20 protein-coding genes are annotated in these 24,314 nt (G+C 70.5%); 14 read left to right on the plus strand and 6 right to left on the minus strand.

What is annotated here, in order from left to right:
- Positions 1-318: 318 nt before the first annotated feature.
- Positions 319-741: an SgcJ/EcaC family oxidoreductase gene (locus CACI_RS31610; protein ID WP_015794963.1), complete on the minus strand. Its 423-nt coding sequence runs from the start codon at positions 739-741 to the stop codon at positions 319-321.
- Between the two features lie 331 nt (positions 742-1,072).
- Here CACI_RS31610 and CACI_RS31615 point away from each other — a divergent pair, with 331 nt between their 5' ends.
- The 3 genes from CACI_RS31615 to CACI_RS31625 all read left to right on the plus strand — a co-directional run bounded on the left by CACI_RS31615 (position 1,073) and on the right by CACI_RS31625 (position 3,794).
- Positions 1,073-1,873 carry a TIGR03084 family metal-binding protein gene (locus tag CACI_RS31615; protein WP_015794964.1) on the plus strand — a complete coding sequence of 267 codons (801 nt, stop codon included), beginning with the start codon at positions 1,073-1,075 and terminating at the stop codon, positions 1,871-1,873.
- Between the two features lie 123 nt (positions 1,874-1,996).
- The gene (locus CACI_RS31620) at positions 1,997-2,992 is read left to right on the plus strand and encodes a DUF1702 family protein (protein ID WP_015794965.1); all 996 of its coding nucleotides are present in this window, start codon (positions 1,997-1,999) and stop codon (positions 2,990-2,992) included.
- Positions 2,993-3,209: 217 nt separating this feature from the next.
- Positions 3,210-3,794 (plus strand): carboxymuconolactone decarboxylase family protein, encoded by a 585-nt coding sequence (locus tag CACI_RS31625; protein WP_015794966.1) that lies wholly within the window; start codon positions 3,210-3,212, stop codon positions 3,792-3,794.
- 144 nt (positions 3,795-3,938) lie between these two features.
- Here CACI_RS31625 and CACI_RS31630 read toward each other — a convergent pair whose 3' ends face one another.
- Positions 3,939-5,273, minus strand: a complete 1,335-nt coding sequence (locus tag CACI_RS31630) for an FAD-dependent oxidoreductase (RefSeq protein WP_015794967.1) — start codon at positions 5,271-5,273, stop codon at positions 3,939-3,941.
- Positions 5,274-5,550: 277 nt separating this feature from the next.
- Between CACI_RS31630 and CACI_RS31635 the strand changes: the two genes are divergently transcribed.
- Complete coding sequence (locus tag CACI_RS31635; protein WP_015794968.1) at positions 5,551-6,321, plus strand: helix-turn-helix transcriptional regulator; 771 nt, start codon at positions 5,551-5,553, stop codon at positions 6,319-6,321.
- A 79-nt stretch (positions 6,322-6,400) separates the two neighbouring features.
- On the opposite strand, the gene CACI_RS31640 is transcribed toward CACI_RS31635, so the two are convergent.
- Entirely contained in the window at positions 6,401-6,961 is a 561-nt protein-coding gene (locus CACI_RS31640) for a GNAT family N-acetyltransferase (RefSeq protein ID WP_049871765.1), read from the minus strand.
- Between the two features lie 193 nt (positions 6,962-7,154).
- Here CACI_RS31640 and CACI_RS31645 point away from each other — a divergent pair, with 193 nt between their 5' ends.
- Together CACI_RS31645 and CACI_RS31650 are read left to right on the plus strand one after the other, a co-directional pair.
- A complete protein-coding gene (locus CACI_RS31645; protein ID WP_015794970.1) occupies positions 7,155-8,852 on the plus strand; it encodes an FAD-dependent oxidoreductase in 1,698 nt (565 codons plus the stop codon).
- Positions 8,849-10,297, plus strand: a complete 1,449-nt coding sequence (locus tag CACI_RS31650) for an ATP-binding protein (protein ID WP_015794971.1) — start codon at positions 8,849-8,851, stop codon at positions 10,295-10,297. Before CACI_RS31645 ends, CACI_RS31650 begins: the two co-directional genes overlap by 4 nt.
- 9 nt (positions 10,298-10,306) lie before the next feature.
- Here the strand turns inward: CACI_RS31650 and CACI_RS53700 are convergent, their stop codons facing one another.
- Complete coding sequence (locus tag CACI_RS53700; protein ID WP_015794972.1) at positions 10,307-10,429, minus strand: hypothetical protein; 123 nt, start codon at positions 10,427-10,429, stop codon at positions 10,307-10,309.
- 1,051 nt (positions 10,430-11,480) lie between these two features.
- Here CACI_RS53700 and CACI_RS31655 point away from each other — a divergent pair.
- From CACI_RS31655 to CACI_RS31690, 8 genes are all read left to right on the plus strand, one after another.
- Positions 11,481-12,242 carry a polysaccharide deacetylase family protein gene (locus CACI_RS31655; RefSeq protein WP_223297298.1) on the plus strand — a complete coding sequence of 254 codons (762 nt, stop codon included), beginning with the start codon at positions 11,481-11,483 and terminating at the stop codon, positions 12,240-12,242.
- A 200-nt stretch (positions 12,243-12,442) separates the two neighbouring features.
- Positions 12,443-13,264 (plus strand): glycosyltransferase family 2 protein, encoded by an 822-nt coding sequence (locus CACI_RS31660; RefSeq protein ID WP_015794974.1) that lies wholly within the window; start codon positions 12,443-12,445, stop codon positions 13,262-13,264.
- Positions 13,234-14,820 (plus strand): hypothetical protein, encoded by a 1,587-nt coding sequence (locus CACI_RS51590; protein ID WP_015794975.1) that lies wholly within the window; start codon positions 13,234-13,236, stop codon positions 14,818-14,820. The genes CACI_RS31660 and CACI_RS51590 overlap by 31 nt, the downstream gene beginning before the upstream one ends.
- Positions 14,817-15,992: a glycosyltransferase family 4 protein gene (locus CACI_RS46315; protein ID WP_015794976.1), complete on the plus strand. Its 1,176-nt coding sequence runs from the start codon at positions 14,817-14,819 to the stop codon at positions 15,990-15,992. Before CACI_RS51590 ends, CACI_RS46315 begins: the two co-directional genes overlap by 4 nt.
- A 56-nt stretch (positions 15,993-16,048) precedes the next feature.
- Complete coding sequence (locus tag CACI_RS31675; RefSeq protein ID WP_015794977.1) at positions 16,049-18,556, plus strand: DUF2206 domain-containing protein; 2,508 nt, start codon at positions 16,049-16,051, stop codon at positions 18,554-18,556.
- Positions 18,553-19,725, plus strand: a complete 1,173-nt coding sequence (locus tag CACI_RS31680; protein ID WP_015794978.1) for a glycosyltransferase family 4 protein — start codon at positions 18,553-18,555, stop codon at positions 19,723-19,725. Before CACI_RS31675 ends, CACI_RS31680 begins: the two co-directional genes overlap by 4 nt.
- 3 nt (positions 19,726-19,728) lie before the next feature.
- The gene (locus tag CACI_RS31685; protein ID WP_015794979.1) at positions 19,729-20,181 is read left to right on the plus strand and encodes a hypothetical protein; all 453 of its coding nucleotides are present in this window, start codon (positions 19,729-19,731) and stop codon (positions 20,179-20,181) included.
- A gap of 73 nt (positions 20,182-20,254) precedes the next feature.
- Positions 20,255-22,012, plus strand: a complete 1,758-nt coding sequence (locus tag CACI_RS31690) for a lipopolysaccharide biosynthesis protein (protein WP_041540564.1) — start codon at positions 20,255-20,257, stop codon at positions 22,010-22,012.
- Between the two features lie 83 nt (positions 22,013-22,095).
- Here CACI_RS31690 and CACI_RS31695 read toward each other — a convergent pair whose 3' ends face one another.
- Together CACI_RS31695 and CACI_RS46320 are read right to left on the minus strand one after the other, a co-directional pair.
- On the minus strand, positions 22,096-22,884 hold the full coding sequence (locus tag CACI_RS31695) for a glycosyltransferase family 2 protein (RefSeq protein WP_015794981.1): 789 nt from the start codon (positions 22,882-22,884) through the stop codon (positions 22,096-22,098).
- Positions 22,881-24,128: a cellulase family glycosylhydrolase gene (locus CACI_RS46320; protein ID WP_015794982.1), complete on the minus strand. Its 1,248-nt coding sequence runs from the start codon at positions 24,126-24,128 to the stop codon at positions 22,881-22,883. The genes CACI_RS31695 and CACI_RS46320 overlap by 4 nt, the downstream gene beginning before the upstream one ends.
- Between the last annotated feature and the right edge of the window lie 186 nt (positions 24,129-24,314).

Consider the following 24,314-nt stretch of genomic DNA (forward strand, 5'->3'; position numbering starts at 1 on the left):
TGAGGAAACACCCTGTGTCGGGTCCGAGAACAACCGCGGTGCGCGCGGGATCGGAGGCCCTCTCATCCGCCGGAGCCGGACGTTCGGCCGGCCCGCGCGCGACGTCGCGGCGCGCGAAAAACGCGGGCACGGCGAAGGCCCGGACGCGTCATCGCGTCCGGGCCAACGCCCGCGCCGGAGGTCCCCTCCTCGTGCCGCCCGCGCGGGCACGCATGCCGATGGGGGCGGCGGCCCCTCAACCGCCGCCCCCTCGCGGGCCGACCGGATCCGGATCGGTCGTCCGCGGGTCGGGAATCGCCGCGGCGCCGTGAGGCCTCGTCAGGCCGTCGGCACGTTCAGCGGGCTGTTCTGGTAGGCCGCCAGCAGCCACTGGCCGTCGATCTTCACGCACACCCACGTCGCCCGAATCGCACGCTCGGGAGCGACCTCGGTCTCCCCCGGCGCCATCACGCCGCCCTCGGTGACCATGACCGCGAACTCCGAGCTGTGGAAATGCGTGACCAGCGCCCGGCCGGTGACAGTCGTCCCCTTGTACGGACCCTGATACGCCTGCGTCATGAAACCCTGAATATGCGCCCGCCCGTCCATCAGGATGTCGCCGGGCAGCACCACCGTGCCGGTCGGCGCGAACAGGTCGGCGAACTTCTTGGCGTCGTGCTCGGCCCAGGCGGTCTCGAGCTGGTCGAGCAGCGCGTGCACCGCAGCGGTGTCGGCCGCGGTCTCCGGGGTGGTCTGCGTCATATCGTGCCGCCTTTCAAGGGCATCAGGTCTGTCGGTTGCGCACGGCGGCCGCGTGAGGGCCACGGATCCCATCTTGTTCGCCGGAGCGGGCGCGGACATCTTCAGGATTGCCGCTCTGCCCGAAGGGATCCCGGGGGGCGCCGACCGGCGCGGCTCCGCACTTCAGAAGAAGCACCGGCCTCGGACCGGGCCAGATACTCGACTCGGATTCCCGGTGCGCCCCGTCCGCGCACGGCCCCCCGTTCGCCTCCGTTCCGCGGCCCGGAGCCGCGGACGGGGCGCGCCGGTGTCCTTGAGCTCTGCGCCGACTTCCGTGTGGAAAGGATCCGCAATGACCGGACAGAACGATGTGTACGCCGACCTGGCCGCCGAGGGGGACGCGCTGGACACGCTCGTCGCCGGCCTGGACGACACCGGGTGGGCGACCCCGACCCCCTCGCCCGGCTGGACGATCGGCAACCAGATAGCGCACCTGGCCTTCATCGCCCACCTGGCGGACCTGTCCTCCACCGACCCCGAGGGGTTCGAGACCGAGGCGGCGCCCTCCCGCGTGGACTTCCAGGGCTCGGTGGACGCCAAGCTCGCCGAGTACATGGACGACAGCCGCGAGGGCATCCTGCAGCGCTGGCGCGTCAACCGCGAGAAGGGCGTCAAGGGCCTGGCCGCGATGGACGGCCAGATGGTGCCCTGGCTGCAGACCCCGCTGCCGTCCAACGTGCTCGCCACCGCCGGGATCATGGAGCTGTTCGGCCACGGCCAGGACGTCGCCGACGCCCTGCAGGTCAAGCGCGAACGCACCGACCGGATCGTCCACCTGACCTACTTCGGCCTGCTGACCCGGGCCTTCGGCTACGTCGCGCACGGCGAGGAGCCGCCGACCGAGCCGGTCCGGCTGGAGCTGGTCGCCCCCTCCGGCGCCAAGTGGGTCTTCGGCCCGGAGGACTCCGCGGAGTACGTCACCGGCTCGGCCTGGGACTTCTGCCTGCTCATCCTGCGCCGCCGGCACCGCGACGACCTGGACCTGACCGCCTACGGCCCGGAGGCCTCGCACTGGCTGGACGTCGCCCAGGCCTACCGCGGCCCGGCCGGCGAGGGCCGCCGGCCCGGGCAGTTCGCCGCGCTGGACGCCTGAGGGCACCGCAGACCACCGCCCGCCGCCGGCGCGGGGACACCTCGGACGCCGCCCCCGCCGGCGGCGCCCGGACCCGGCGGCGGGCGGACCGCACCGCCCACCGAATCGGAGAGGGGAACTCGTGTGGCCGCCACCATGGCCGGCTCGATCCGCAAGCTGCTGACCGCCCCGGACCTCGGGAGCACCAGCTTCGAGACACTCGGCTACGACACCAAGCACGCTCCGGCCCGCACCCAGCTGGAGGCCAGTGCCCGGCAGTTCATCATCGGGTACGAATTCGGCATCGAACAGCGCGAGCACACCGGGCTCGTGGACCGCCTGGAGGCCCTGCAGCGGGAATACCGCGGTTTCGCGTACGAGGGAGCCGTCATGGCCCTGTCGATGCGCGACGTGATGTCCCCGCTGCCGGGCCGGCGCCGCACCGAGAGCTTCCTGGCCGGTCCCGGCTACGACGACGGACCCGGCTCGCGGCACATCTTCATGGCCTACATCGGTCTGGGCTTCGCGATCGCCCGGCTGCCCGGAGCGATGTGGCGCCGCGCCCTGCCGCGGCAGAGCAAGCTGCCGGACCACCCGTCGCTGCGCGGGCTGATCCTGGACGGCTACGGGTTCCACATGGCGTTCTTCCACCACACGAAGTGGGTCGACGGCCAGTACGCGCCGCCGCGCTACCACTGGCCGGCGCCGCACACCCTCACCCAGCGCGTGGTGGACCAGGGCGTGGGGCGCGCGATGTGGTTCGTCTACGGCGGCGACGTCGAGCGTCTGATGGAGGCCGTCGAGCGGTTCGGCCCGGAACGGCGCTCGGACCTGATGTCGGGTGCGGGGCTGGCGGCGTCCTACGCCGGCGGGGTCGACGACGACGCGCTGGACCTGTTGTGGACCAAGGGTCATCAGTACCGTCCGGAGCTGGCCCAGGGCGCGGTGTGGGCATTGCGCGCCCGCGACGTGTCGAACCTGATCACGCCGGAGAACGAGGCGGCGGCCCAGCGGTTCTGCGGATGCAGCGCCGTCGAGGCCTCGCAGATCGCCGCGGACGTCGCGGAGAAGCTGCCGCTGGACTCCTCCCTGGCGACGTATGAAGAGTTCCGGAGGCGGGTGCGGCTCCGGTTCGAGTAAGCCCGCGCAGGGCTTGGATCGGCGATCGGCAAGGGAAGTCCACTCCTCGCCGGTCGCCCATCAGTGTCCTGCGACATCCATCGGTTCCCGAACTATCAGAGGCCTGTTTCACTGAGCCGCCGACGACGCGGCAACCTGGGAGAAGTCGGTTTTCCGCCACCGCGCTACGGTCACCGGAGTCGAGCAAGGCCAGCGCAGGCTCCTTGGAGGTACCCCCGTGTCCCACATCGAACTCGGCGTCGACGAGACGCTCTTCCCAGGGATCAGCGGCCCGATGCTGTTCCGCCCCCAGACCGCCGCTCCCATGAGCGATCTGGTCGAAGTCCTGCTGCGCGGGGAGAACACGCTCAGCCGCGGCGAGCGCGAACTGATCGCCGCGTACGTCTCCAGCAAGAACGACTGCGAATTCTGCACCGACTCCCACTCGGCGTTCGCCGCGGCGCAACTGGACGAGGGCATGCCCCTGGTCCTGCGGGTCCGCGCCGACCCCGACGAAGCCCCGATCACGCCGAAGCTCGCCGCCCTGCTGCGGATCGCCGGAGCGGTGGCCAAGAGCGGCCGCGAAGTGACCACCGAGCTGGTCGGCACCGCGCGCGCCCAAGGCGCCACCGACGAGGAGATCCACGACACGGTGCTGATCGCGGCGGCCTTCTGCATGTACAACCGCTACGTCGACGGCCTGGGCACCCTGCCCGCCGGCCGGGCCGAGGACTACCAGGCCGCGGCGGAAGCCGTGGTGGCCAACGGCTATCTGCCGCTGGCGGGAAGGGCGCCGTCGGCGTTGAACGTCGCAGCCTCCTGACCCGCCCTCCCCCGTTCCGCACCCGAGCCGCCGCCGATCGCATCCGCCAGGTGGGATCGCGCGCTCGGGTGCGGAGCCCAGAGCGCTGGTCGCGATGGCGCTGGTCGCGATGGCGCTGATCCTGATGTCGCCGGTCTCGATGTCTCAGACCTCCGGCTTGGCGCGGCGCCGGCCGAGGACCCGCAGCGCGGTGGCCGGCCGCACCAGTGCCTCGGGGCGGTCCACCAGGTCGGCCACCCGGATGAAGCGGGTCGATATCTCCACGTCCTCGGCCGCCGCCGCGTGGACGCGCGGCAGGTAGGCGTTGATCATCCGGATCAGCGGGGTCCGGTGTCCGACCACCCCGGGGAAGACCAGGTCGCCGCCGGCGGAGATCTGCCACGCCGGGTCGACCGCGGTCGCCATCGCGCGGAAGTGGCGCTTCCAGGTCGGGCCGCGGTCGTCGGCGAGCACCCCGCGCAGCGCCTCGGCCTGCATGGCGGCGGAGGTCATGCCCTGGCCGTAGACGGGGTTGAAGGAGCAGATCGCGTCGCCCAGGATGAGGAAGCCCTCGGGGAAGCTGCGCATCCGCTCATACCGGTGGCGGATGTTCGCCGGGTACTGGAACCCGACCGGGTCGTGCAGCGCCTCGCCGTCGCGGACCGCCTCGAAGATGTCGGGGAAGCGCAGGCTCGCGGCGAAGGCGTCGAAACCCTTGCGGTCCAGCGGCGGACGGTCCCCCAACATGCCCGCCATGGTCAGCCGGAACAGGCCGTTCTCCTGTTCGGAGAGCACGGCAGCCCGCTGATGTCCGGGCGTGGCGTTGTTCAGCATCAGCTGGTCCTTGCCCATGGCGCCGTCGGGCAGCCGGTAGGTCAAGGTGGCGTAGCTCAGGCCGACCTGGACCTTGTCGACCTCCGGGCGGCCGTGCCCCAGCTGCTCCAGCCACACCGGCGAGCGCGAGCCGCGCCCGGTGGCGTCCAGCACCAGATCGGCTTCGAGCATCTCCTCGGTGCCGCCGTCACTCTGGACCCGCACGCCGGTCACCCGGCGGCCGTCCGCTGTCGCGGCCAGGCTGACGACATCGTGGCCGTCGAGGAAGTCCACCCCGTCCAGCGCGCGGACCCGGCCGCGCACGATGTGCTCCACCAACGGCCGGCCGGCCAGCACGGTCTGCAGGCCGACGTCGGTCTGGAGCAGCCGGTAGCCGGAGACCAGCAGCCGCGTCCGGGCCAGGGCGTCCGCCGGCGTGGCGCCGGCGGCCACGGCCTCGGCGACGAAGCCGGGGAACAGCTCCTCGATGATCGACGTCCCGCGGGCCAGCAGGACGTGCAGATGCCGGGACTGCGGCACGCCGCGCCGGTGCTCGGGCCCGGCCGGCAGCACGTCCCGTTCGACGACGGTGACCCGCTCGTACTTCTCGCGCAGCACCCGGGCCGCCATCAGCCCGGCCATGCTCGCCCCCAGCACGACCGCGCGACCGCCGCTGATCTCAGGCACGCGAATTCCCCCCTCGTGAACCTTCGGCCTCGCCCCCCCATCGCCGTGCAGAGGAGGCTCTGAGCGGTTTCACTGTGGGCCCTGGCCGGCATATCAGGCTTCTTCGATGTTGCTCCCCCCGCCCGGGCGCCGGGTCGGGCACACCCGGGCAAGCAGGAAGAAGACGGGGCCCGTCAACACCTGAAACGCTGACCGGAACCCAACTGTGTCAGCACGTTCAGGCCCGCGTCCCGTCCGAACGGCTCTCATCGATCCGTTGCGCACCGCAGGAGGAACCTTGAACGAGGCTGTCGAGCGCGTTGTGGCCTACCTGTACGACCAGTACGACCAGCCGATCACCCTGGCCGACATGGCGGACGTGGCGATCCTGAGCCAGTTCCACTTCGCCCGCACCTTCCGCGAGGTCACCGGAGTCTCCCCGGGCCGCTTCCTCAGCGCCATCCGCCTGCAGCGGGCCAAGACCCTGCTGACGACCACCGAGCTGACCGTCACCGACATCTCCTACATGGTCGGCTACAACAGCCTCGGGACCTTCACCAGCCGCTTCACCAAGAGCGTGGGCGTCACCCCGATCCAGTACCGCAGCTTCGCCCAGGCCGACCTCGCCGCCGGACTCGGCGGCGCCGGCCGCCCGGGCGAGGACCCGGCCGCGTTCGGCGCGATGGCCGGCTGGATGACCCTGCCGCCGGCCGCCGAGGTGCGGCTGATGTACATCGGCGTCTTCGACGGCCCGATCCTGCAGCACCTCCCGGTCTCCTGCACCATGGTCGAGAACGAGACGGCGTTCCAACTGGACTCCGTCCCCGAGGGCGAGTGGTACGTCTTCGCCGCCGCCGTGAACCCCGACGAACCTCCGGTCGACGAGTACGGCTCGCGCGTCGCCCGCCTCGTGGCCCGCGAGGGACCGGTGAAGTGCGTGCGCGGGCAGACGACGATGCTGGACCTGGCGATGCGCCCCTGCCGGCCCACCGATCCGCCGATGCTTCTGGCGCTCCCGGTCGTCCTCGACTGCTCGCGCGTCCGGCAGCCGATGGCTACGTCGGCATAGCGGTCAGGCGCGTTGTGGCGCACGGCATCGCGGTGCCGTGCGCCAAGACCGTCACTCGTAACTTGTCACCAGCTGCTTGTCACTTGCCGGCTTGAAGGTCCTCGCCCTTCGCCCCGGGATCGCCGGCGCGGATGCGGTACACCTGCAAGGTGAGCCCGTAATACTTGTCGGTCTCGCCGACCCACTGCAGACCCAGCCGCTCCGTGGTGGCGATCGCGCGGCGGTTATTCGGCCGGGTCACCGCGAACAGCTCGTCGGTGTGCTGGGTGAACGCCCAGGCGATCAGGGCGCGGGCGGCCTCGGTGGCGTAGCCCTCGCCCCACATCTGCGGGTCGAGCTGCCAGCTGATCTCGAGGTCGACCTCATAGGGCGGCAGCAGCCGGATCGCCAGGCCGCCGACCAGCGCGCCGTCGCTTTTGCGCTCCACGGCCCACCGCCCTCGCGGCGCCAGCAGGTTCGGCTGAGCCTCGATCCACGCCTGGAGCACCGAGCGCATCGCGGCCACGTCGCCGACCCGGTCCATCGCCGGGGTCAGCCAGTGGGCGACGTCCGTGGAGCCGTAGACGGCGAGCGCGGCCTCGGCGTCGTCCACCGTCCAATCGCGGATGATGAGCCGCTCGGTGGTCACGGGCATTTCCATGGCTTGCACCCCACTTCGAAGAGTCGTCATGCCCATCCTGCGCCGTCCGGCCTGTCTGCGCGCCGCGGCTTGGTCCATCGCGCGATATCGGCGACAACAGGCGCCGCGTCCGCCCAGGACTTAGGCTCGCCGGTGTGGGCTTGCGCACATCAACGATCTCCCCGGCCGCCGACCGCACCGGCATAATGGCGCGATGAGTGAGCCAGCCGCCGCACCCCGCACCGTGATCCTCACGGTCGACGACGATCCCGGTGTGTCCCGCGCCGTCGCCCGGGACCTTCGCCACCGCTATGGAGGCGACTACCGGATCGTCCGTGCCGAATCCGGGGCGTCCGCGCTCGAGGCGCTGCACGAGCTCAAGCTGCGCGGAGACCTGGTGGCGCTGCTGATCGCCGACCACCGGATGCCGGAGATGAACGGCGTGGAGTTCCTGGAGCGCGCGCTGGAGGTGTTCCCCGGCGCGCGCAGCGTCCTGCTCACCGCCTACGCCGACACCGACGCGGCCATCGACGCGATCAACGTCGTCGACCTCGACCACTACCTGCTCAAGCCGTGGGACCCGCCGGAGGAGAAGCTGTACCCGGTCGTGGACACCCTGCTCGACCTCTGGCTGGCCGCGGACCACCGCGCGGTGCTGGACACCCGGGTCGTCGGCCACCGGTGGTCGGCGCGCTCGACGCAGGTGCGCGAATTCCTCGCGCGCAACCAGGTCCCCTACCGCTGGTATGCCTCGGACGAGCCGGAGGGCCGGCGCCTGCTGGCCTCGGCGGGACTGGACCCGGACGCCACCGGCGCGGAGGCGACGCGCCTGCCGCTGGTGATCGCGCCGGACGGCGGCGTCCTGATCGAGCCGGACGACCAGGAGCTGGCCTCGCACGTCGGACTGCGCACCACCCCGGCCGACGCCTTCTACGACCTGGTCATCGTCGGCGGCGGACCGGCCGGGCTGAGCGCCTCGGTCTACGGCGCCTCCGAAGGGCTGCGCACCGTGCTGGTCGAGCGGCTGGCGACCGGCGGGCAGGCCGGGCAGAGCTCGCGGATCGAGAACTACCTCGGGTTCCCCGACGGCGTCTCCGGCTCGCAGCTGACCGACCGCGCGCGCCGCCAGGCGGCGAAGTTCGGCTCGGAGACCCTGACCGCGCGCGAGGTCTCCGGGCTGGAGAGCTGCGGCTCCTCGCGCGTGGTGCGGTTCGCCGACGGCTCCAAGATCGGCGCGCACTCCGTCATCCTCGCCACCGGCGTGGAGTACCGGCGGCTGGCGGCGCCCGGCATCGACGAGCTGACCGGCAAGGGCGTGAACTACGGCTCGGCGCTGTCCGAGGCGGTCGGCTGCACCGGCCGGGACATCTTCATCGTCGGCGGCGCGAACTCGGCCGGACAGGCCGCGGTGTACCTGTCGCGGTTCGCCAAGTCGGTGACGATCCTCATCCGCGCCGAATCGCTGACCGCTTCGATGTCCTACTACCTGATCCAGCAGATCGCGCAGATCCCGTCGATCACGGTCCGGACCGAGACCGAGGTCGCCCACGCGCACGGCGAGGAACACCTGGAGCGGCTGACGCTCCGCAACTCCTCCACCGGCGCGACCGAGGACGTCGACGCCCAGTGGCTGTTCGTCTTCATCGGCGCCGCCCCGACCACCGACTGGCTGGACGACGTCGTGGCCCGGGACGAGCACGGGTTCGTCCTCACCGGACCGGACCTGGCGGTCGGCGGCGAGCCGGTGAAGGGCTGGACGCTGGATCGATCGCCCTACTTGCTGGAGACGAACGTGCCCGGCGTGTTCGCGATCGGCGACGTGCGCTCGGAATCGACCAAACGCGTCGCCTCGGCGGTCGGCGAGGGCGCGATGGCGGTCATGCTCGTCCACCGCTTCCTGGAGAAGCTGTGACCGCCGCGGAGCGCGTCGGCGGCTCAGGTCCCTGCAGCGTCGAGGAGCTCCGCGGTCTGTTCCTGTTCGAGAAGCTCAGCGACGAGCAGCTGAACTGGCTGTGCGAACAGGGCACCGTCCACACCTATGCGCCCGGGCAGGTCTATGCCGAAGGCGATGCCGCGCTGTGGTTCTACGTCCTGCTCGAGGGGACGGTCGTGATGTCGCGGCGCGTCGGGACCGACGACGTCGAGGTGATCCGGACCTCGCAGCGCGGCGTCTACGCCGGCGCGTTCCAGGCTTACCTCGACGAGAAGGTGCCGCAGACCTACCGGAACTCCTTGGCGATCACGGTTCCGTCGCGCTTCTTCGTCCTGTCGGCGCAGTCCTTCTCGACGCTGATGCACGAGTGGTTCCCGATGGCGGTGCACCTGCTGGAGGGTCTGTTCTTCGGGACCCAGATCCAGCAGCAGCTCGTCGGCGGACGCGAGAGGCTGCTCGCTCTCGGCGTCTTGTCGGCCGGGCTGACGCACGAGTTGAACAACCCGGCCGGCGCCGCGCTGCGCGCCTCTTCCGCCTTGCGGGAAGGCGTGGCGGACGCGCGCACCGCGCTCGGGGAGATCGCCGCGGAACCTGAGCACGCGCCGGATTTGCAGACGCTGGTGGCGTTGCTGAACCGCGCCGTGGAGCAGGCGGCGCGCCAGAAAACCAGCGCGCTCGGGCTCAGTCCGCTGGCAGTCTCAGACCTCGAAGATTCGACCGCTGATTGGCTCGACGACCAAGGCGTCCAGGACGGCTGGCGGTTCGCGCCGACGTTCGTCCAAGCCGGGCTGGGCGTCGCCGATCTGGACGAGATCGCCCGTACCGTGGACGAGCACGTCCTTCCGGCCGTCCTGTCATGGCTGAGCCGGATCCTCGACGTCGAAAGCCTGACGGTCGAGATCGAGGAGGCCACCGTCCGCATCTCGGCGCTGGTCGGGGCGGCGAAGCAGTACTCGCAGCTCGATCGCGCCCCGCAGCAGGAGAGCGACATCCACACGCTGCTCGACAGCACGGTGACGATGCTCGCCGGGAAGATCCCGGACGGCGTGCGCGTCGTGAAGGACTACGGCGCGGACCTGCCGAAGATCCCGGTCTATCCGGCGGAGCTGAACCAGGTGTGGACCAACCTGATCGACAACGCCGTCGCGGCAATGGACGGCTCGGGCACGCTGACCATCAGGACCGTGCTGGACCTCGACCGGCTCGTGGTGGAGTTCGAAGACACCGGCCCGGGAATCCCCGAGGAGATCCAGGGCAGGATCTTCGAGCCCTTCTTCACCACCAAGCCCGTCGGGCAGGGCACCGGGCTCGGGCTGGACATCTCCTGGCGCATCGTGGTCGGCAGACACCACGGCGACCTGAGCGTCGAGTCGGTGCCGGGCGACACCCGGTTCCTGGTGCGGCTGCCGGTGAAGCTCACTTGACGGCGCTACCTATCGCGAGGTGCCGTCGAGCCGCGTGATGTTCGTCGTGACGGACGGAGTGCCTGAGGCGTACCGCGCCAGCGCGAGCGCGGTACTGCCTAGCGCCAGCACCCCGGCGGCGCTCACCGCCATCAGCTGCCGCCGCTTCACCGTGCGCCGCGCGTGGCCGCTCCGGGCCGACGCGGCGAGCCCGGCGAGAGCGGCGAGAGCGGCGAGGTCGCAACGTGTCCTGTGTCAGATCCTCGGCCAGATGCCGATCGCCGGTGAGCATGAACGCCAGGCGCAGAAGCGCCGCACCGCGGGACGCGACCTAGTCGTCGAACGTTGGCGAGGCTGTTGTCATGTGCGTCCTTACGACCGGCGGGTGGGTGCGCTGTACAGGAAACGCTTCGGGGGCGCCGATCTGCTGCATGGGCACGGCGCCTCATGGCTCGAAGCGAGCGCATATCCGGATGACGGCCTCACATTGCACATACGTGCGATCGGCGATCGTCAGTGGCCTGAATCACTCCGTTCACAAAACGATCGAGCCCACATTCCCTCCCATTCATATTCGCCCGGCAAGCGTCGCAGCCAATAGCCAGGAAATGCACTCCTGCCGCCGAGGTCGTGTCCGGATGTCGCGGCATCACAACCGGCAATACCCTCAACACCCTCAATATCGCCCATACCGCCATAGACATCACCGCCGCTGTCCAGAACATAACCATCCAGGTCCTACCCGGCATCTCCCTGACCGTCGACGGCGCCTCGCGGCGTGTTTCGAAAGGGAAATCGCCTTACGGGAGCAGGCGTTGCGGTCCGGGCCGTCGGCGGCTTGCTGGCGTCCCCTTGGGTAGATCAGTGTCAATCTGTGATGATGTGCGCGGACCTGGGGCGTTCGCTCGCCTCGGCGACCGCCGCCGCATGTCAGGATGCTGCCGGGCGGTGGTGTCCGGGCTCCCGGGGGACGCGCGCGGCGGCGATGATGTGACACGCGCACTGTTGCGAGGGATCGAGCGACATGCCAGCATCTGGGGCTACCGGTCTGGGGCAGTGGCGCGATGGTGCGCGACTCCCGGGTCCGGCGGTCTGGGCGGATGGCGAGCGGGACTTCCGAACCCTTGGGATCAGGAGACCCGCCTACGCATATGCTGCCCAGTGGCAGCCGGCCGTCTCGACTTGCATAGGTGTCGGATACTCAATGACCGAAGCTCCCTCCCGCGAATCGGCGACGGCAGGACGGCGCATGCCGCACCTGCCGTTGATCATGATGTACCACTCGGTGGGCGTCCGCCCGCACGACCCGAACAACCTGGTCGTGACCCCGGAGCGGTTCGAAGAGCAGATGGCGGCGCTGGCCCGCCGCGGTCTGCGCGGCGTCTCCGTGGCCGAACTGCTCGCCGCGCGGGCCGCCGGCTCGGCGCGCGGTCTGGTCGGCCTCACCTTCGACGACGGGTACACCGACGTCGTGGACAACGCGCTGCCGATCCTGCAGCGCTTCGGCTTCTCCGGGACGTTCTACATCCTGGCCGGCCGGATCGGCGGGGCGAACGAGTGGGACGAGGGCACTCCGTGGCCGTTGGTGGACGAGACCGGGATCCGGCGTTGGGCTGACGCCGGGTTCGAAGTCGGATCGCACGGCACGATGCACCTCGCCCTGGCCGACGCCGACCCCGCGGTGGTGCGCAGCGAGGTCGCGGACAGCCGCGAGAAACTGGGCGCCATCCTCGGGAAACCGCCGAGCGGGTACTGCTACGCCTACGGGTCGATGGACGCCGCGGCCCGCTCAGCGGTCGCCGCGGCGGGCTACGAGCACGCCACCGCCGTCATCTCCCGGGAGTCGCTGGGACCGCTGGCTCTGCCGAGGATCTGGATCGGCCAAGTGCACACGTCCAAACATATTCTCAAAATGCTCTACACCTACCGGCTGCATCGTCGGATTTCCGGGCGGCATGCCCTATGATTTCCCACGCCGAACGCCATCGACGGCTGCGGCGCCCCGACAAGTTCGACCGTTCGCGATCCGGTTCGGAGTTCTTGTCATCTGGTGCCCCCTGAGTACCCGCACCATGCGTAGCCTGCCATTCACCTTCTGCCACTAGCCATTGCGGCCACAGGGCTGAACGCACCGCCGCCAGACCTTTTTCCCTTGGGGGGACCCGAATGCGATCGTTGTCGGTCGTGATACCGGCTTATAACGAGGCCGAGAACATAGAGGATGTCGTCGCTTCCATACCGGTTTCGCAGTTGGCTGACCTCGGGTGGTCGACGGAGATCGTCGTGGTCGACAACAACTCCAGCGACGGGACCGGGGAGCTGGCGCGGGCCTGCGGCGCCCGGGTCGTGTTCCAGCCGGAGAAGGGCTACGGCAACGCCTACAAGGCCGGCTTCGCCGCCGCCGAGGGCGAGGTGATCGCCTCCGGCGACGCCGACCGGACCTACCCGTTCGACCACCTCCCGGAACTCCTGGCCGAGCTCGACAGCTCCGGCGCGGACTTCCTGACCACGGACCGCCTCCACTCGGCGAACCGCGGCGCGATGAAGCACTCCCACTTCTGGGCCAACCACATGCTCAGCTTCGTCAGCCGGCTCATCTTCCGGCACGGCATCCGCGACTCGCAGTCCGGAATGTGGGTATTCCACCGGCATGTCTGGGCCGGCGTCGACGTCCGCTCCCCCGGGATGGCCTTCTCCCAGGAGATCAAGAACGCGGCGGTCCTCGCGGGCTATAAGGTGACCGAAACACACATCGAGTACCGCGTCCGCGGCGGCGATGTGAAGCTCAACTCGGTCCGCGACGGTGTCCGCAACCTGGCCCACCTGGTCGGCCACCGGATCCGGCACGACGGCCCGGCCCCCGCCGAGACCTACCAGGACCAGGACCTCGCCGTCCGCACCCGGTTCCCGGCGATGCGTTCGGCGAGTGTGTCAGAGGCAGAAGGAGCAACACCGGGATGCCAGACCGGCAGCGGCACAGCCGCCTGAGCGAGGGCCCCACCCTCCCCTCCCCGGAGTCGCAGGACCCCGACGCCCCCACCGGCGGCCACGGCCACGCCGTGCACCCCTACGAACCGATCTCCGGCGCCCCCGAAGCCGGCGATCGGACCCCGACCCCCGGCCAGAGCGCACACCTCTGGCAGGTCGACTCGCGGGGGGAGGCGGCGGAAGCCGACCGGCCGGCCTGGGAGCTCTCCGCTCGGCAGGGTCGCAAGGCGGATGCGAGTCATTCCGAGACGGACGAGACAACCCTGCTGGGCCGGCTGAATCTGTCGGAGCCGCCGGAAGACATAGCGGACGAAACCGTAGAGAACACAACAGTGTCGAGCCGCGCGGACCTGTCGCAGCCGGCAGATGACATGACCCTGTTGGGTCGGCTGAAACTGTCGGAGCCGAGCGAGGACAGCACGCCGCCGAATCCGCCGAATCCACCTCATTTGTCGCATGCGGCGGACGACACCATGCTGCTGGGTCGACTGAAGCTGACCGAGCCGACTGAGTCGACCGAGCCGACCGAAGACACCGCGCCGCCGAATCCGCCGCATTCGGCGGACGACACGATGCTGTTGGGTCGCCTGAAGCTGTCGGAGCCAGCCGAAGACACCACACCGCCGCACTTCTCCCAGCCGGCAGACGACACCACGCTGCTGGGTCGGCTGAAGCTGTCAGAACCGGCCGAGGACACGACACCACCGAGCCCACCGACTTTCTCGCAGCCGGCCGACGACACCACGCTGCTGGGTCGCCTGAAGCTGTCGGAGCCGGCCGAGGACACGACACTGCCGAGCCCGCCGCACTTCTCACAGCCAGCCGACGACACCACCCTGCTCGGCCGGCTGAACCTGTCGGAGCCGGCCGAGGACACCACGCCGCCGAGCCCGCCGCACTTCTCGCTGCCGGCCGACGACACCATGCTGCTGGGTCGGCTGAACCTGTCGGAGCCGACCGCACCGCCACTCGACCAGCCGGTCAGCCCGAGCTCCGGTCCTGATACCGACCCGGACATCGAGCCCGAAACCGACTTCTACGCCGCACCCACATTCGCACCCACCCGCACCCCGGCCCCCGGCGCCGGGCCGACCCGGCCGTGGTCGTCATGGCGCTCATGGTCGCGGTCGTGGTCCCTCCGCTCCTTGCTCGAGCGGTATCCCCGCCGGTTCGCGATGGGTGCGGGAGGCGTGGTCGCCGTCATCGCCCTGCTGGCGCTCCCCCCGGTCCGCGCCGAGCTGCGGGACTCTTTCACCCGGCTGCCGCAGCCGTACACAGCCCTCTACTTCACCTCGCCGCCGCAGGTCGACGGCACCGTGCTGACCGTGCCGGTGAGTGTGCACGCCGTCGAGACCGGCACGGACGTCTACAGCGTCCGGGTCTGGACGGTCGACGCCCAAGGGCGGGTCGACGACAGCCGGACCGCCGACCTCGTCTGGGACGGCCAGGCGATGAGTGCCGTCGTCAGCATGCCCGTCAATCCCCAGGCCGACTACGTGTGGGTCTCCCTCGGCGGGAGCACCGAGACCCTCCACTACAAGATCGCGGTGGCATGACCGAGCAGAGTCCCCCTGAGCACATAACCGCCGCCTCCATATCGGGCAAGCGGCGACGAATAGTTCAGGTCACCCCGAACTACCCGCCGCTGCTCGGCGGGCTGGAGCGCGTGGTCCAGATCCTGGCCACCCGGCTCGCGGCCCGGAACGACGTCAGGGTGATCACCACCGACAACAAGGCGGGCGGCGCGCCGCACCGGGCGGTCGAGAAGGGCGGCGTCAGGGTCCGGCGACACCGCGCGCTGACCGTCGCGCACACCTCGCTCGCCCCAGGCATGTTCGGCTCGCTGCTGCGGATCGAGCGCGGCACCGTGATCCATCTGCACTGCGCGACGGCGGTCGTCCCAGAGCAGGTCTGGCTCAGCGCCCGACTGCGCGGCCTGCGGTACCTGCTGCACTTCCACATGGAGGTCGACGCCTCCGGACCGCTGGGCCGCCTGCTGCCGCTGTACAAGACGCACCTGTTCGGCCGGGTCGTCCGGGGCGCGGCCGGCGTCATCGTGCTCACCGAATCCCAGCGCGGCTTCCTCGCCGAGCGCTACGGCGTGGACCCGGCGAAGGTCTACGTGGTCCCCAACGGCGTGGCCGAAGAGTACTTCCTCCCGCCGCGCACTCCGGGCGTCGAGCCGGCCGCCGGTTCCGCCCCTGATCCGCTGCGGCTGCTGTTCGTCGGCCGGCTCGACATCCAGAAGAACGTCGCCCGGCTCCTCGACGCGCTGGCGCTGGTCGCCGAGCCGGTACGGCTGCGGCTCGTCGGCGACGGCGACCTGCGCCAGGACCTGCAGGCGCAGGCGGCCCGGCTCGGGCTCGACGACCGGGTGGAGTTCGCCGGCCGCAAGCACGGCGAGGATCTGGTCAAGGAGTACGCGGACGCCGAGCTGTTCGTCCTGCCGTCGGACCGCGAGGGCATGGCACTGGTGGTGCTGGAGGCGATGGCCGCCGGACTGCCGGTACTGGCGACCGCGGTGCCCGGCAACATCGAGACGGTCGAAGGTGTCGGCGTGCTCGTCGCACCGACACCGCAGGCCATGGCCGCCGCGATCGACACCTTGGCCCGGGACCGCTCGGCACTGGCCGCTCCGGCCGCGGCGGGCAGGGCGCGGGTCGCCGACAGCCGCTGGGATCAGGTCGTGGCGGCGATCGAGGACGTCTACGAGCAGGTGGGATTCTGAACACCGAGAGTTCGAACGGCAGGACCGCGATCCTGGCGAGCGTCGTCCTCGCCGGGGTGGTCGCCTGCTTCGGCGCCTACTACCTGCCCGGCCCGCTGGCCACGCTGGCCGGTCTGTGGCTGATCCTCGGCGCGCCGACGCTGCTGTGGGCGGGCATGGCACGGCGCGTGGTGTCCCGGCTCGACGCCGCGCTGCTGGTCGCCTTCGGCTTCGCCGTGGTCACCGACTTCGCCGTGCTGCTGCTGGTGAACTTCGGCGGCCCGCTGCTCGGCTACCGCCGGCCGCTCTCGGAGGTGCCGCTGGCGGCCGGGTTCGCGCTGGTCAACCTGCTGATCGGGACACTGTCCCCGAGGTGTGAGCGCACCGTGACCTGGAGCCGGATCCGGGCGCTGCCCGGGCTGGGCGCCGTCGCCGGCTTAGGTGCGCTGTGCCTGGTCCTGGCGGTCGCGGGCGCCACCCGGCTGAACAACGGGCTCGGCCCGCAGGTCAGCATGCTGGCGTACACCGCGATCGCCGGGCTGCTGGTCCTGCTGCTGGTCCGGCACGAGCGGTACGCGGTCGAGGTGCTGGAGCTCGGCGTCTTCTTCGGCGCCGCCGCCCTGCTGCTGCTGACCTCGCTGCGCGGCTGGCTGATCACCGGGCACGACATCCAGGTCGAGTACGAGGTCTACCGGCTCAACCTCGGCGGCGGCCACTGGGTCATCGGGGACTACAAGACCTCGTACAACGCCTGCCTGAGCATCACTTTGCTGCCGCTGGCCCTGACCAAGCTCACCGCGATCTCCGCGGCCGGGGTCTGGAAGATCGTCTTCCCGCTGATGTTCGCGGTGGCTCCGGTCGCGCTGTTCCGATCGGTCCACAACCTGGCGTCGCGGCAGGTGGCGCTGCTGTCCGCGGCGCTGTTCCTGACCTTCCCGACGTTCTTCACCGACATGGCCTACATGGCACGCCAGGAGATCGCCTTCGTCATCCTCGGCGCGACGGCCGTGGTGATGTCCGAACAGCGCGGAGAGGCCCGGCTGCGGCGCTACGCGATGATCCCCCTGCTCGCCGGGATCGTGCTCGCGCACTACGCGACGGCGTATGTGCTGGTGATGGTCCTGGGATCCGGGGTCGTCGTCACGACGGCCTGGCGGCTGCTGGACCGGATCGGCGAGCGGCGGCGGGCGCGGAACGGCGTCCCTGCCGAGACAACAGACGTCTGGGACTACGGCGACTGGGACTATGCCGAGGAAGAGGACGCCGAAACGCCGGCCGGCCAAGACGGTGCATCCGCCGGCCTCGCCGCGAGCGGCGCGGGCATGGCGGGCGGCGCGGCTGCTGCGGGTGCGGGTGCGGGTGCGGGTGCGGGTGCGGGTGCGATACGCCGGCGGTCGGGCACCGATCAGGCTCCAGGCACTCCGGCACCGAAGCCGACCGCCCGAGCCATCCCGGCCTTCCTCACCGTCTGGCTGGTCGCCCTCACCGCCGTCCTGGCCGTGGGCTGGGCCGGCCCGATCACCCACACCAGCGGGCAGCTGACCAGCACCCTGACCGCGTCCTGGCAGGAGATCATCGGCCACGGCTCGGACGTCGGCTCCGCCGACACCAGCAACAGCCTGGTCGGCGGCTCCCACGTCACCGACGAGCAGCGCATGGCCGCCTACCTGGCCGAGACCCGCGCCTCGACCGCCGCCGACCGCGATCAGGGGTCGCTGTACCCGCAGGACGTGATCGACAAGTTCCCGACCCCGGTCACCGCCATCCCCGACCTGCCGCTGACCTCGGTCGGCAACGGGCTGCAGAAGGCGGGGGTACCGGTGGCGAGCCTGAACGGCCTGGTCCGCTTCGGCATCGCCGCCGGGATCCAGCTCCTGCTGGTGATCGGCACGGGCGTGGCCCTGCTGGGCCTGCGCTACCGGCGGGTCCGCGCCGAGCTGACCCCCTCCCGGGACCAGGCCGCGCTGGCCGTGGGCTCGATCGCGGTCCTGGTGCTGCTGACGCTCGTCCCGCAGCTCACCGTCGACTACAGCGTCCTGCGAGCGCTCCAGCAAGGCATCTTCTTCTTCGGCCCGTTCATGGCCGCCGGGCTCCTTTGGGCGCTGCGCTGGTGCGGCCGCTACCGGACGCCGGTGCTCGCCGCGGTGATCGCGGTGATGGCCGTGGACCTCACCGGCGTGGTGCCGCGCCTGACCGGCGGCTATCAGCCGCAGCTCGCGCTGTCGGACTCCGGCCAGTACTACGACGAGTACTTCCCCACCAGCGAGGAGATGGACGCGGCCACCTGGCTCCAGAACGTCTACGACCACATCCCGCCCGACGCGCAGCAGACCATGCTGCTCCAGACCAGCCAGGACGTCTTCGAGCGTATCCAGAGCGTCTACGTCGGCCCGGCCGAGGGCACGGTGAATCCGCTCATGCTGCAGCCGGGCAGCTACGTCATGCTCGGGCACGCGGAGGTCGACCAGGACCGCGCGTCCATCGACTACCGGGGAACGGCGGTGCCGTACGTGTACCCGACCGGCCTGCTCGAAGACCTGAAGGACAAGATCTACGTCAGCCCCGGAGTGGAGATCTACCGATGAGCGAGGCCGCCGCCGGACCACTCAAAGTCCTTCTCGTCAGCCACTACTACCCGCCGCACATGGGCGGCATAGAGAACGTGGTGCACTCCGAAGCCCGGTACCTGACCGCCGCGGGGGTGCAGGTGACGGTCCTGACGAGCGGGGAGCGGAGCAGCGTCACCGACGAGGACGGGGTCCGCGTGGTGCGGGTCCGGGCTTGGAACGGCCTGGAGCGCAAGGCCGGAGTGCCGTTCCCGATCCTGGGACCGAAGCTTCTGCGCCGCGCGCTGCGCTGGGCACGGTGGGCCGACGTGGTGCACATCCACGACGCCTTCTATCAGACCTCGTGGGCCGCGCTCACGGCGGCGAAGCTGACCGGTACCCCGACGGTGGCCACGCAGCACGTCGCGCTGGTGCACCACGACTCGGCAGCCGTCGGCCTGGTGCAGAAAGCGGTCTACGCGAGCGCCGGACGGCTGCTCATGCGGACCGCGCGCACTGTCCTCACGATGAACTCCGACGTCGCCGCCTTCGTCCGCGGCCTCGGCGCGCGGCCGGAGCGGATACGACACCTGCCGAACGGTACCGACACCGCGTTGTTCCGCCCGGTCCGGGACGCCGCCGAGCAGGCCGCCGAACGCGAGCGGCTGGGACTGCCGGCCGAGGGCGTGCTGGTCCTGTTCGTCGGGCGGTTTGTGCCCAAAAAGGGTTTCGATCTGCTGCTCGCGGCTCAAGATCCGGGATACCACTTGGTGTTCGCCGGCGGGCCTGCCGAAGCGCTGTCCGGCGCGGGGGACTCCGCGATCTACCTCGGTTCCCTCTCCCCCGCCGACGTGGCCGCGGCATACCGGGCCTGCGACGTCTTCGCCCTGCCCTCGACCTCCGAGGGGTTCCCGCTCACCGTCCAGGAGGCGATGAGTTCCGGGCTCGCCGTCGTCACCACCGACGACAGCGGGTACGCGGCCTACGACCTGGATCGTGATCGCGTATCGTTGGTGGACCGGGACACGGAGACGCTCCGCGTCCGGCTACGGGAGATAGCCGCGGACTCCGAGCTGCGCCGGCAGATGGGCAAGTACGCCCGGGAGTACGCGGTGGAGTGTTTCGCGTGGCCGGACCACGCCTCCAAGCTGATCGAGACCTACCGTTCGGCGATCCGCCCGGGGACGAGTTCCGCCGACCGGGGATGACGTATGAGGACGATGTTCCGGCCCGCCGCCGAGACGCTGATGGTCGCCGGGCTGCTGGGCTGGGCCTATGTGGCGGCGGTGGCAGTGCTGCGCCCCGACGCGCTCAGCATCCACATCGCCACGGTGCTGCCGATGCGGCGCGACACCTTCGGGGCGGTGAGCCTGGCGCTGTCGTTCGCGTGCGCGTACGCGCTGCGTGCCCGGACGGGCACGTTCTGGGTCCGCCGCGCCGGGCGGCCTGACGCGGCCGAGGCCGGGCTGGCAGCAGTCGGCGGCTACGCCTTCCTGGTGTGGGTCTACCTGTGCTTCAACAACCTGTCGCACCCGCGGACCACCCGGTACCGGTTCACCCACTTCTGGGAGCACCCCTCCGAGGGCACGACGGCTGTGCTGTGCTTCCTGGTGCTGTCCGCCTGCCTGTTCGGCCTGCGGGTCCGCAAGGCGCGGCATGGCTAAGGGGCGCCGCCGCCGGGGGGCCGCCGAACCAGAGACTGAAAGAACGAACGCCGAACATCCCGATGCTGACCGCTTGGACCCCGAGGGCGGCGGCGAGGAGGCAAGCGGCAACGCGGGCACGAAGATGCTCCGCAACTCGCTGTTCCTCATGGCCTCCGCCGGCCTCACCGCCGGCATAGGTTTCATATTCTGGGCGGTCGTCGCCCACCTCTACAGCTCGACCCAGATCGGTCTGGCCACCACGCTGCTGTCGGCGATCTCGCTCATCTCGTTCCTGAGCACCTTCGGGTTCGGGCAGACGATGATCCGGTTCCAGGCAGAGGGCCCAGCGCGGCACCGCCAGGTGTCGGTGATGCTGGCACTCGTGGCCGGTGCCAGCTTCGTGCTGGGCACGGGCTACGTCCTGATCGTGAAGGTGATCTCCCCCGATCTCGCGTTCGTCCGCGACAAACCCCTCTACTCCGTGGTCCTGATCGTCATCTGCGTCTTCGCCACGGTCAACCTGGTGACCGACTCGGTGTTCTTGTCCGCGCGCCGGGCCGAGTACAACACCCTGGTCGACGGCGTCATCCAGAGCGTGTCCAAGCTGGCGGTCCCGATGTTCGTGGTCGGCATGGGCGCCATGGGAATCGTGGCGGCCTCCGGGATCGGCTACGTCGTGGCCACGCTGGCCTCGATCTACTTCATGTACCGGAAGCTGGGTTTCCGGTTCTCCTTCCATCTCGGCGGCACCCGGATCCGTGAGACGGCAGGCTACTCGGTAGCCACGCAGTTCTCCTCGCTGCTGAACCTGATACCGCAGCTCGCCTTGCCGATCATCACGCTGCGCTGGCTGGGACCCGACAACGTCACCTACTACTACCTGGGCTCCCAGATCGCGGCCCTGCTGTCGACCGGCTCCTACGCCATCGGCAGCGCCCTGTTCTCCGAAGGCGCCCACGACCCGGAGCAGCTTCGCAGCCTGATGAAGCGGTCCGCGACGATCATGACCGCGGTGATGGTCCCGGGCGTGGCGGCCGTGATCCTGGTCCGTGAGCCGCTGCTGGGCCTGTTCGGCAGCAAGTACCCCGGCCACGCGCAGGGACTGCTGACAGTGTTGGCGCTCGGCGCCCTCGCGGTCGCCTTCCACACCTGGGCCAGCAGCGCGCTGCGGATCACCGGACGGATGAAGCCGCTTCTCGGCAGCAACCTGGTGTACATGGTCGCGACGCTGGCGCTCGCGCTGGGCTTCGCCCACCGCGGCCTGAACTGGATCGGCTGGTCCTGGGCGCTGGGAAACCTGGCCTCCGGACTGTTCGCCGTGGCGTTCGTCCCGGGCGCGAAGCTGGCGGCACTGGCCGAGGGCGACGCGGAGTACGACGACTACTACGACGAGCTGGAACCCGAGGAGGACCTCGCACCCGCCGGGCAACGGATCCCGGCCGGTGTCGGCGCCGCAGCGCCCTCAGGCGGGCCGCGAGACCGTCCGACGCCCCGTCCGCGGCAGAGCCCCTGGGTCGGCGTCGGCGACTCGACAGCCATCACCGAGCCGATGTTCTTCCCCTGGAACAGCCGGGAACAGCGAGGACGCAGCGACCGCTTCGACGCCTACGAACGCCAGCGCTCGCGCCCCCCGCAACCGACCGGAGGCCTGCGCATGCGGCCGCGCTCCATGCCCCGCCAAGCCGGACCGGTCGTGCCGCCGCCCTCAGCGCTGGAGGAGACCCAGATCCTGCGGCCGATCGTCGTACCCGATTCCTTCTTCCGCCCGGAGCCCGAAGACCGCGATCCCCGGGCCCAACGACCCGGGGCAGGCGAGGCGGACGAGCGCTGGCGGCCTCCGGAGCAGTGAGGTGGTTGGGACCAGCCGGCCGCGCCCGACCGGCCATGCCCCCACACCACCCACACGCGCCCTTAAACCGCTCTAAAACTGCCCTAAAAGCGCCGGTTCGCCAGCTGCACCCCGACCCACGCCAGGTGCTTGATCCGTGCCACCGAAACGCTCCACCCCAGCCGCCGCGCGGCCGCCAGCTTCTCGCGGCGCAGCAGGCCGCTCTGCGGCATGATCTTCGCCCGGTGGCTGAACTGTCCCTCGTGCACGCGGTAGCGCACCAGCTCCTCCGGCAGCGCGGCCACCTCGGCGCGGCCGAGGATCCGGAGCCAGAGGTCGTAGTCCTCGCACTGAATCGCGGCGTCGCGGAAGTTCCCGGCCTCGCGCACGACCTCCGGGCGCGCCATCACGGTGGAAACCGTCACCGTGTTGAACAGCAACAGCTTGCGGGCCAGCTCCTCGGAGTCGGAGGGGCAGCGGCGCGGGCCGAGGTCCGCGCCGGTGGCGCTGTCGAAGCGGCGGGACCAGGTGGCGAGCATCCCCAGAGCGGGACGGCGGTCGAACTCGGCGACCTGGTGGGCCAGCCGCTCCGGTTCGCAGAGGTCGTCCCCGTCGCAGAACGCCACCAGGTCGCCGCGGCACACGGGCAGGCCGGCGTTGCGGGCCGCGGCGATGCCGGAGCGGGGGCGCGCGGTGACGACGATCTGGATCCGGTCGTCGGGGAGCACGGCGGCCATGCGCCGGTTCTCCTCGCACTCGCCGTCCAGCACCAGGACGACCTCCCAGTCCTGGAAGGTCTGCTTCTGGACGGAGAGCAGCGTCTCCTCGAGATAGGGCTGCTGCGGGGCGCACGGGATGACCACGGACACCCGCGGCGTCTTGGCGGCACTCATCGTGACTTCTTCGCGTCGGCGATGATCTGCTGCAGGGTGGCGAAGGAGGGCCGGTAGGTCCCATCGGCCCTGCGCACCCCGTAGATCAGGTGGTCGGCGGGCACGTCCTGATAGGAGAACCAGAAGAAGGACGCCACGTTCGGATACGAGGACAACACCTCCACCTCCCGCTTGGCCTCCTGGACTTGGAAGGCCTCCGATTCTTTCTGCTGGGCCGGCGTGCCGCCGACCGCCGCCCCGGTCTCGGTGATCCAGATCGGCATGTTCGGCGCCCCGACCTGGTTCAGGGCAGTGATGATGCTCGTCGGCGACTGGCTGATGGCCTGGAAGGTCATGCTGGTCGCCGGGTCGCCGTCCGGGTAGGGATGGTAGCTGATCGCGTCGATGGACTTCAGTCCGCCGTTCTGGGCCACCGCCGTGATGAAGTCGTACGGCTTGATGAACGGCCCGCCGTTGCCCGGGTGGTTCGCCGCGAGGCCGCCCATCAGGATGAAGGCGTGCGGGTCCGCGGCGCGGATGGCCGCGGAGACGGTCACCAGGAGCTTGGTGTAGTCCGCCGCGTCAGGGGTCGGGGCCCAGGCCACGATGTTCGGCTCGTTCCACACCTCCCAGTAGTGGACGCCCCGGGCCGAGAAGCGCGCGACCGCCTGCTTCACGAACTTCGCGTAGACCGCGTTGTCGGCGGGCGGGCAGGCGGCGGTGTCCTTGCAGGCGGCCCGGCGCGCCCACGGCGGCGGGAAGTCCAGGGTGGCCAGCACCTTCAGGCCGCGGGCGTTCGCCGCGGCGACGACGTTGTCGAACTTGCCGAAGTCCGGCGCGTAGTTCGAGAAGGACTGGTAGTCCTGCCAGCCGAAGTCGACGCGGATGTAGTCCATCCCGAGCCGCTTGGCGTCGTCGAGCGCGGTGCCGAGCTGGGCCGGGGTGTCGAACGTCAGCGTGTCGCTGTAGTCCAGACCCCACTTCATGTCCGCCAGCGCCGAGGGCTTGCCGGCACTCGTGGCCGCCGCGGTTCCGGGCGCGGAGCTCGAACCGGTGCCCGGGGCGGCCGGGACCGTGCCGGACGTTCCCGAGGTCGCCGCGGTGGTGGAGCTGGCCGCGGTGGTGCTCGCCGCCGGCGTGTGGCCGAACGCCGAGGGCTGCCCGGGATCGCCGCCGGTGACGGCGGTCGCGATGCCGGCGGCCGCGAGGACCACGGCCGCGGCGGCTCCGATGAACGCCCACTGCCGTCGCTTGCTGTTCGCCATTATGATTTCGGGGCCGGTGACCGGCTGCCCTTCGCTCCCCTCGCCCGGACTTCGTCGCTGGACGTCCGAAGGGGACGCCCACCTGCGAGCGTTCATAGTGCCATGGTTCGGAGTCCTCGGTACGCCGGTACCGATTCTCCGGGCCCGGGCGGTTCGCACCCACCATTTCGTCTTCGAGGATTGCGC

Source organism: Catenulispora acidiphila DSM 44928, from assembly GCF_000024025.1.
GTDB classification, from domain to species: Bacteria; Actinomycetota; Actinomycetes; order Streptomycetales; family Catenulisporaceae; genus Catenulispora; species Catenulispora acidiphila.